The following is a 1,982-nucleotide window of genomic DNA, read 5'->3' on the forward strand; positions in this document are numbered from 1 at the left end:
CGGCCGTCGTCGTGCGGGGCCGGCTCACGCGGAGGCGGGCGGCGACTGGGCGCCGAGCGCATCGGCGACGGTCCGGCCGCGGTAGGTGAGGGTCGGCGCCAGCTCGCGGGCGAGGCGGAGCGCCGTGTCGTGGTCGAAGAGATGCGCCGCTAGCCATGCCTCCTGACCGTCCGAGTTGGTCTCGGGCCAGTCCGGCGCGTGCTCCCAGGCGCCGTCGGTGCCGTAGTACTTCAGGCCGGACCTAACGGCGTACCGGCCGCTGCCGCCGTACTCGACACGGACGGTGTACGTGTACCGGTTGTCGTGACCTTCGGGCAGGCAGCTCACGACGTAGCGGGTGGGCAGGACGGTGGGTTCGGGGATCTGCATGACTGGCTCCTTGTGGTCATACGGCGAAGGCGAGTTGCCTGGGCTCGCGGGCTCCCTGCTCGGCGGCGGCGAGGATCCGCTGATGCCACCGCAGGGCGTAGGTCGAGCAGTTGGCGCAGTTCTTCGCCCGGTGCGTGCAGCCGGGCAGCTTCGGGTCGCGGCGACCGCCGACGGACCAGGCCATCGAGTCGGCGGACACCAGCTGGTCGCCGTAGTCCGCGAGGCCTTCGGTCTTCACGCCGAAGCCGTGCAGGCGCAGCCCGCGGGAGGCGAACCGGTCAACTATGCGGGCTATCTCGTCGGTGGCCTGCCGCCGGCACACGGAGCCGAGCCCGACGACCGGGGCCGCAGCAAGGTCAACGCCGGCGGCGGCGTACATCTCGGCGCAGCGTTCGTAGTCGGCGAGGCTCCAGCCTTGCAGGACCGGTATCCACGGCAGGTCGGAGGCGACCCGCTGGAGTTCGAGGTAGTTCTGCACGGTGTATTCCTGATGAACTCGGACAGCGGCGTCGAAGTCATCCGGCTCTCCGGGGTTGATGCCGCGGGCTTCCTGGGTGCCGGTGAAGTGCAGTCCGTTGTGCACGCCGCCGTGGATGACCCAGGGTTCGCACATCCAGTCCTGGGGTGCGGCCCACTGCAGGCGGCCGAGCTGGTCGCGGTAGCGGCGTACTTCGGTGGCGTACTCCTCGGGGGTGGTGCGCCAGCCGCCGTGGTCTTTCAGCTCGGTGAACCCGCCGGAGTCGAGGGCCCAGTCGCGGCGGGCGGCCGGGAAGGGGCTGACGCGTCGGGCGAGGCGGTTCCGGGAGATGAACAGCGTGATGCCGTCGAGGCGGGGGTCGTCGTCCCAGAGCCAGTTCGCCATGTGGGTGCCGAGCATGAAGCGCATGGCTACGCCGTCACCGCCACAGCGCGGCGCCGCTGCACCAGCGCGATGACGGCAACCGCGGCCACGGTCATCCACGCCTTGCCGACGACCTGGCCCGCCAGATAGTCCAGCGACCCGAACGCGATCAGCAGGAAGGCGACCGAGTCGACGATCAGGCCGGCCGCGTTCGACAGGCCCATCGCCACCATGAGCCCGCGGTCCCGGAGCCACTCGTAGACGAAGAAGTCCAGCGTCTCGGAGATCGCGAACGCTGCGGCCGAGGCGGTGGCGAGCGCCGGGTCGGCCAGCAGGTACGACAGGGCAACGCCTGCCACCATCGCAGCGAGGACGGCGGCCCTGCCCGCTGCCCGGCGGAGCAGGTCCCGGCAGACGAGGGCGATGCCGACGAAGTACACGCCAGCCGGGGCGGTGAGACCGAACCCGACGGGGGCGTTCTGCCAGTGCTCGACCGCCAGGTTCGCGGCGGGGATCGTCAGCAGGTAGGCCAGGCCCCAGCCGGCGGCCTGTGCGGTGATGCGGGGGATGTTCACGGGTCTCCTTGGGTGCTGTGGTTGTGGTGCCGCGGGTCAGGCGCCGGGCTGCGACTGGGCGGCGGCGTCCTGCGTGCAGGGCCAGGGCGCGGCGTGGGTGAGCTCCTCGAACCCGTCCTCCGCGGTCTGGAAGCGGGAGTGGGTGGCGCAGACGGTTTCCTCGCGGACCTCGTCGCAGTACGACTCCTCCAGCCCGT

The 1,982-nt window shown here is 71.2% G+C and carries 3 protein-coding genes; all 3 read right to left on the minus strand.

Annotated features, from left to right (window positions below; all coding sequences use genetic code 11):
• Positions 1-24: 24 nt before the first annotated feature.
• From ACZ7N4_RS39110 to ACZ7N4_RS39120, 3 genes are read right to left on the minus strand one after another with little or no spacing between them, the layout of a single operon-like run.
• Positions 25-369, minus strand: coding sequence for a hypothetical protein (locus ACZ7N4_RS39110; RefSeq protein WP_471368799.1), 345 nt, complete (start codon positions 367-369; stop codon positions 25-27).
• 16 nt (positions 370-385) lie between these two features.
• The gene (locus ACZ7N4_RS39115; RefSeq protein WP_471368802.1) at positions 386-1,255 is read right to left on the minus strand and encodes a deazapurine DNA modification protein DpdA family protein; all 870 of its coding nucleotides are present in this window, start codon (positions 1,253-1,255) and stop codon (positions 386-388) included.
• 2 nt (positions 1,256-1,257) lie between these two features.
• A complete protein-coding gene (locus ACZ7N4_RS39120; protein ID WP_471368805.1) occupies positions 1,258-1,785 on the minus strand; it encodes a VUT family protein in 528 nt (175 codons plus the stop codon).
• Positions 1,786-1,982: the final 197 nt, after the last annotated feature.

This window comes from Streptomyces sp. NPDC107654 (genome assembly GCF_055639035.1).